Annotated in this window: 1 protein-coding gene; it reads right to left on the bottom strand. The window is 41.1% G+C overall.

Features of this window, described 5'->3' with window-relative positions; translation table 11 throughout:
- Nucleotides 1-131: 131 nt before the first annotated feature.
- A partial coding sequence (locus SB725_RS30205; protein WP_410923023.1) for a sodium-independent anion transporter occupies nucleotides 132-431 on the bottom strand: 300 nt, incomplete at its 5' end.

Raw genomic sequence — 431 nt, 5'->3', positions numbered from 1 at the left:
CTATTTAGTGCGTCTAGCATAACACAGGCACTATCATAGCGATATTGTGTTGTAGGCGACAATAGTAATTGAGATTGAGTGAAACTAATGTTAAGGCTGTCACAGCGATTTTGTTGTGGTCAAACTATAGATTATTTTAACGCATCGACAGCATCTAATGTACTCAGATAGACTTGCCCTGATAGCTCGCTAATCAATGGGGTGTGACCGATGATGTCCATCACAGGACCTTTGATAAAGCTAAAGTGTAAGCGCTTGTTTTGCAGCGCAAGCTCTTTATTTAAAGTACTAAGCATTTCTTGGGCGGTCAGATCTATGTGATTGACGGCGGCCATAATCAATATAATTTCATTGGCAGCGGGATATTGCTGCATGGCATTGAGGATGCGTCGATGTACAGATTCACTATTACCAAAGAACAAACTCTCATC

It is taken from the genome of Pseudomonas sp. SIMBA_041 (genome assembly GCF_046535095.1).
In the GTDB taxonomy this organism is placed as follows: Bacteria; Pseudomonadota; Gammaproteobacteria; order Pseudomonadales; family Pseudomonadaceae; genus Aquipseudomonas; species Aquipseudomonas mucoides.
This window is presented reverse-complemented; position numbering and strand designations above follow the sequence as displayed.